This window comes from Vibrio sp. 03_296 (assembly GCF_002265885.1).
On sequence record NZ_NPKW01001392.1, the window covers coordinates 1 to 277 of the forward strand.

1 pseudogene is annotated in these 277 nt (G+C 48.2%); it reads left to right on the plus strand.

From position 1 onward, the window contains the following. Nucleotides 1–265: pseudogene (locus CIK04_RS32550) on the plus strand (IS5/IS1182 family transposase); the annotation flags it as partial. Between the last annotated feature and the right edge of the window lie 12 nt (nucleotides 266–277).

Consider the following 277-nt stretch of genomic DNA (forward strand, 5'->3'; position numbering starts at 1 on the left):
GGGCTACTTTACCGCTCCGGTGGCGGAGTCACTTGAACGTCGAGGTATTCTTGGCGTGTTCGGTTATCGACGTCCATCGAGAACGAAAAATGCATTCAAAAGAAACACTTTACTTACGACGCGCAAAGAGACAGCTACCAATGTCCGAATGGGCAGGYGTTGCTTTATAAAACCACATCACGCGATGACCTACCGAGAATACCACTCAGACCCGAAAGAGTGTGCGTTCTGTCCAATGAGGGATGACTGCACTCAAAGCAAAACATGAAGAAAGTGA